Here is a 5,586-nt window from a genome sequence, read left to right as displayed (position 1 = left end):
AGGTTGTCTTTCGGAAAGCTTTGGCGAGTACGGGGGGCGTCTGGTCCTTGAGAACTCAATAGTGTGCACTTGATTGTCAAATGCCAATTTATTATCCCGTCCATCTGCACCTTTGGGTGTGGGTGAATGGCGATTCCTTTTGGACAAATTGAACGTCAGTAATGATGTTTGTTTTTGTCAGGTCAAACTCGCAGGGTCCCGGCTTATTCCGCTGGTGGTTCTGCTTTGTTTCTTTACGGAGAGTTTGATCCTGGCTCAGGACGAACGCTGGCGGCGTGCTTAACACATGCAAGTCGAACGATGAAGCCCAGCTTGCTGGGTGGAAGAGTGGCGAACGGGTGAGTAACACGTGAGTAACCTGCCCCGAACTCTGGGATAAGCGCTGGAAACGGCGTCTAATACTGGATATGTCCCATCACCGCATGGTGTGTGGGTGGAAAGATTTATCGGTTCGGGATGGACTCGCGGCCTATCAGCTTGTTGGTGAGGTAATGGCTCACCAAGGCGACGACGGGTAGCCGGCCTGAGAGGGTGACCGGCCACACTGGGACTGAGACACGGCCCAGACTCCTACGGGAGGCAGCAGTGGGGAATATTGCACAATGGGCGCAAGCCTGATGCAGCAACGCCGCGTGAGGGATGACGGCCTTCGGGTTGTAAACCTCTTTTAGTAGGGAAGAAGCGAAAGTGACGGTACCTGCAGAAAAAGCACCGGCTAACTACGTGCCAGCAGCCGCGGTAATACGTAGGGTGCAAGCGTTGTCCGGAATTATTGGGCGTAAAGAGCTCGTAGGCGGCTTGTCGCGTCTGCTGTGAAAACCCGAGGCTCAACCTCGGGCCTGCAGTGGGTACGGGCAAGCTAGAGTGCGGTAGGGGAGATTGGAATTCCTGGTGTAGCGGTGGAATGCGCAGATATCAGGAGGAACACCGATGGCGAAGGCAGATCTCTGGGCCGTAACTGACGCTGAGGAGCGAAAGCATGGGGAGCGAACAGGATTAGATACCCTGGTAGTCCATGCCGTAAACGTTGGGAACTAGATGTAGGGACTGTTCCACGGTTTCTGTGTCGTAGCTAACGCATTAAGTTCCCCGCCTGGGGAGTACGGCCGCAAGGCTAAAACTCAAAGGAATTGACGGGGGCCCGCACAAGCGGCGGAGCATGCGGATTAATTCGATGCAACGCGAAGAACCTTACCAAGGCTTGACATAGCCGAGAACGCTGTAGAGATACAGAACTCTTTGGACACTCGGTTACAGGTGGTGCATGGTTGTCGTCAGCTCGTGTCGTGAGATGTTCGGTTAAGTCCGGCAACGAGCGCAACCCTCGTCCTATGTTGCCAGCACGTTATGGTGGGAACTCATGGGATACTGCCGTGGTCAACACGGAGGAAGGTGGGGATGACGTCAAATCATCATGCCCCTTATGTCTTGGGCTTCACGCATGCTACAATGGCCGATACAAAGGGCTGCGATACCGCGAGGTGGAGCGAATCCCAAAAAGTCGGTCTCAGTTCGGATTGGGGTCTGCAACTCGACCCCATGAAGTCGGAGTCGCTAGTAATCGCAGATCAGCAACGCTGCGGTGAATACGTTCCCGGGCCTTGTACACACCGCCCGTCAAGTCATGAAAGTCGGTAACACCCGAAGCCGGTGGCCTAACCTTTTTGGAGGGAGCCGTCGAAGGTGGGACTGGTGATTAGGACTAAGTCGTAACAAGGTAGCCGTACCGGAAGGTGCGGCTGGATCACCTCCTTTCTAAGGAGCACTCGAAACCCTGCGGGGTTTCGCAGAATGGCCAGATCATCACCGAACGTGTGATGCTGGCCGCTCATGGGTGGAACATTCGACAACAGAGCAAGCTCTGCTTTACTCGCCTGTGCTAGTACGCAACGCCTTCCTCGTGAAGGGGTTGTTGGAACGGATGGGTGTGTGAGCGGTTTGCTCGTCAGGTGCATACTATTGGGTCCTGGAGGACCAGCCGGCTACGCCCTTTCGGGGGTGTGGGTGACTGGGTCTCTTGACCTGCGTCCATGGAACGTGTTGTTCATGGGGGTGGGATCGACCGTACGTTGAGAACTACACAGTGGACGCGAGCATCTTCGAACCAGCACTTGTTGCTGGTTCTTGAGCTGGACATCATCCTTTCGGGGGTGGTGTCTGCTCACTGGTCAAAAATTTGCTCATGCTGGCCCTTTGGGCTGGTGTGGGCGTTTCTGATACTTATGTGATTTCAAGTTTCGAAGAGCAAACGGTGGATGCCTTGGCATCTGGAGCCGAAGAAGGACGTCGTAATCTGCGATAAGCCTCGGGGAGTTGATAAACGAACTGTGATCCGAGGATTTCCGAATGGGGAAACCCCGCCAGGGCGCGTGCGTGCCTGGTGACTCCCGCCTGAATATATAGGGCGGGTAGAGGGAACGTGGGGAAGTGAAACATCTCAGTACCCACAGGAAGAGAAAACAACATGTGATTCCGGGAGTAGTGGCGAGCGAAACCGGAAGAGGCTAAACCTAGCGTGTGTGATACCTGGCAGGGGTTGCACGTTGGGGGTTGTGGGACATGCCGTGAGACGCTGCTGAGTCTCGAGCGTGAGAGTGAAGCTATAGGAGAACGCCTTGGAAGGGGCGGCCGGAGAGGGTGAGAGCCCCGTATCTGAAATGGTTTTACCGCGTGGTGTGTATCCCAAGTAGCACGGGGCCCGAGAAATCCCGTGTGAATCTGTCAGGACCACCTGATAAGCCTAAATACTCCCAGATGACCGATAGCGGACTAGTACCGTGAGGGAAAGGTGAAAAGTACCCCGGGAGGGGAGTGAAATAGTACCTGAAACCGTTTGCTTACAATCCGTTGGAGCACCCTTGTAGGTGTGACAGCGTGCCTTTTGAAGAATGAGCCTGCGAGTTAGCGATATGTGGCGAGGTTAACCCGTGTGGGGTAGCCGTAGCGAAAGCGAGTCTGAATAGGGCGATTCAGTCGCATGTCCTAGACCCGAAGCGAAGTGATCTATCCATGGCCAGGTTGAAGCGACGGTAAGACGTCGTGGAGGACCGAACCCACTTAGGTTGAAAACTGAGGGGATGAGCTGTGGATAGGGGTGAAAGGCCAATCAAACTTCGTGATAGCTGGTTCTCTCCGAAATGCATTTAGGTGCAGCGTTGCGTGTTTCTTGCCGGAGGTAGAGCTACTGGATGGCCGATGGGCCCTACAAGGTTACTGACGTCAGCTAAACTCCGAATGCCGGTAAGTGAGAGCGCAGCAGTGAGACTGTGGGGGATAAGCTTCATAGTCGAGAGGGAAACAACCCAGATCACCAACTAAGGTCCCAAAGCGCGTGCTAAGTGGAAAAGGATGTGGAGTTGCTGTGACAACCAGGAGGTTGGCTTAGAAGCAGCCACCCTTGAAAGAGTGCGTAATAGCTCACTGGTCAAGTGATTCCGCGCCGACAATGTAACGGGGCTCAAGCACGCCACCGAAGTTGTGGCATTCGTACTGAGGCAAGCCTTCGTGGTTCAGCCGTATGGATGGGTAGGAGAGCGTCGTGTGGCGAGTGAAGCGGCGGAGTGATCCAGTCGTGGATGCCACACGAGTGAGAATGCAGGCATGAGTAGCGAAAGACGGGTGAGAAACCCGTCCTCCGGAAGACCAAGGGTTCCAGGGTCAAGCTAATCTGCCCTGGGTAAGTCGGGACCTAAGGCGAGGCCGACAGGCGTAGTCGATGGACAACGGGTTGATATTCCCGTACCGGCGAAGAACCGTCAAACGCTGATCCAGGAGTGCTAAGCAGGTGAAGCATCCTTTGAGCCTTCGGGTTCTGTGGGTGTGGAGGTTGCGAACCCGATCTGGTGAGGTGAGCGTATTAACAGGTGTGACGCAGGAAGGTAGCTGGTCCCGGGCGATGGTTGTCCCGGGCTAAGCATGTAGCCCGTCTCTGAGTAATATTTAGAGGCTTTGGGTGAGATGTGATGGGGACCCGTATGGGGAAGTCAGTGATCCTATGCTGCCGAGAAAAGCATCGACGCGAGGTTTTAGCCGCCCGTACCCCAAACCGACTCAGGTGGTCAGGTAGAGAATACTAAGGAGATCGAGAGAATCGTGGTGAAGGAACTCGGCAAAATGCCCCCGTAACTTCGGGAGAAGGGGGGCCATCCGCTTATACCAACTTGCTTGGGAAAGGGTGTGGTGGCCGCAGAGACCAGTGGGAAGCGACTGTTTACTAAAAACACAGGTCCGTGCTAACACGCAAGTGGACGTATACGGACTGACGCCTGCCCGGTGCTGGAAGGTTAAGAGGAGAGGTTAGACTTCGGTCGAAGCTTTGAATTTAAGCCCCAGTAAACGGCGGTGGTAACTATAACCATCCTAAGGTAGCGAAATTCCTTGTCGGGTAAGTTCCGACCTGCACGAATGGCGTAACGACTTCCCAGCTGTCTCCACCATGAACTCGGCGAAATTGCATTACGAGTAAAGATGCTCGTTACGCGCAGCAGGACGGAAAGACCCCGTGACCTTTACTACAGCTTGGTATTGGTATTCGGTGTGACTTGTGTAGGATAGGTGGGAGACTGTGAAGCGGGCACGCCAGTGTTCGTGGAGTCATTGTTGAAATACCACTCTGGTCATTCTGGATATCTAACTACGGACCCTGATCGGGTCTTGGGACAGTGCCTGGTGGGTAGTTTAACTGGGGCGGTTGCCTCCCAAAAAGTAACGGAGGCGCCCAAAGGTTCCCTCAACCTGGTTGGCAATCAGGTGGCGAGTGTAAGTGCACAAGGGAGCTTGACTGTGAGACTGACAGGTCGAGCAGGGACGAAAGTCGGGACTAGTGATCCGGCAGTGGCTTGTGGAAGCGCTGTCGCTCAACGGATAAAAGGTACCTCGGGGATAACAGGCTGATCTTGCCCAAGAGTCCATATCGACGGCATGGTTTGGCACCTCGATGTCGGCTCGTCGCATCCTGGGGCTGGAGTTGGTCCCAAGGGTTGGGCTGTTCGCCCATTAAAGCGGTACGCGAGCTGGGTTTAGAACGTCGTGAGACAGTTCGGTCCCTATCCGCTGCGCGCGTTGGAAATTTGAGAGGATCTGACCCTAGTACGAGAGGACCGGGTTGGACGAACCTCTGGTGTGCCAGTTGTTCTGCCAAGGGCATGGCTGGTTGGCTACGTTCGGGATGGATAACCGCTGAAAGCATCTAAGCGGGAAGCCGGCCTCGAGATGAGATTTCCGTACACCTTGTGTGTGTGAGGCTCCCAGTAGACTACTGGGTTGATAGGCCAGATGTGGAAGCGCCGTAAGGTGTGGAGCTGACTGGTACTAATAAGCCGATGACTTGATTTACACTTTCAGAATTTCCTGTGATGTAATGTTCGCGTCCACTTTGTGGTTCTTGACGTACGGCCAAGAACCTGCCAAGCGCATGCCTGTTGGTGTGTGGGTTGGTAATGGTTTTGGTATGTCAATAGAGTTACGGCGGTTATAGCGTCAGGGAAACGCCCGGTTACATTCCGAACCCGGAAGCTAAGGCTGACTGCGCCGATGGTACTGCACTCGGGAGGGTGTGGGAGAGTAGGACACCGCCGGACCCCTTTT

General features: G+C 54.6%; 3 rRNA genes. All 3 read left to right on the top strand.

What is annotated here, in order from left to right:
- Positions 1–232: 232 nt before the first annotated feature.
- The 3 genes from ABD169_RS15980 (at position 233) to rrf (ending at position 5,579) form a co-directional block, all read left to right on the top strand.
- Positions 233–1,755, top strand: a 16S ribosomal RNA gene (locus ABD169_RS15980).
- A gap of 473 nt (positions 1,756–2,228) precedes the next feature.
- Positions 2,229–5,334: ribosomal RNA gene (locus ABD169_RS15975) — 23S ribosomal RNA — on the top strand.
- A gap of 128 nt (positions 5,335–5,462) precedes the next feature.
- Positions 5,463–5,579: ribosomal RNA gene (gene rrf / locus ABD169_RS15970) — 5S ribosomal RNA — on the top strand.
- The 16S, 23S and 5S rRNA genes sit together here, the layout of an rRNA operon.
- Positions 5,580–5,586 lie beyond the last annotated feature (7 nt).

The sequence above is a fragment of the Leucobacter iarius genome (assembly GCF_039530105.1).
Lineage (GTDB): Bacteria > Actinomycetota > Actinomycetes > Actinomycetales > Microbacteriaceae > Leucobacter > Leucobacter iarius.
This window is presented reverse-complemented; position numbering and strand designations above follow the sequence as displayed.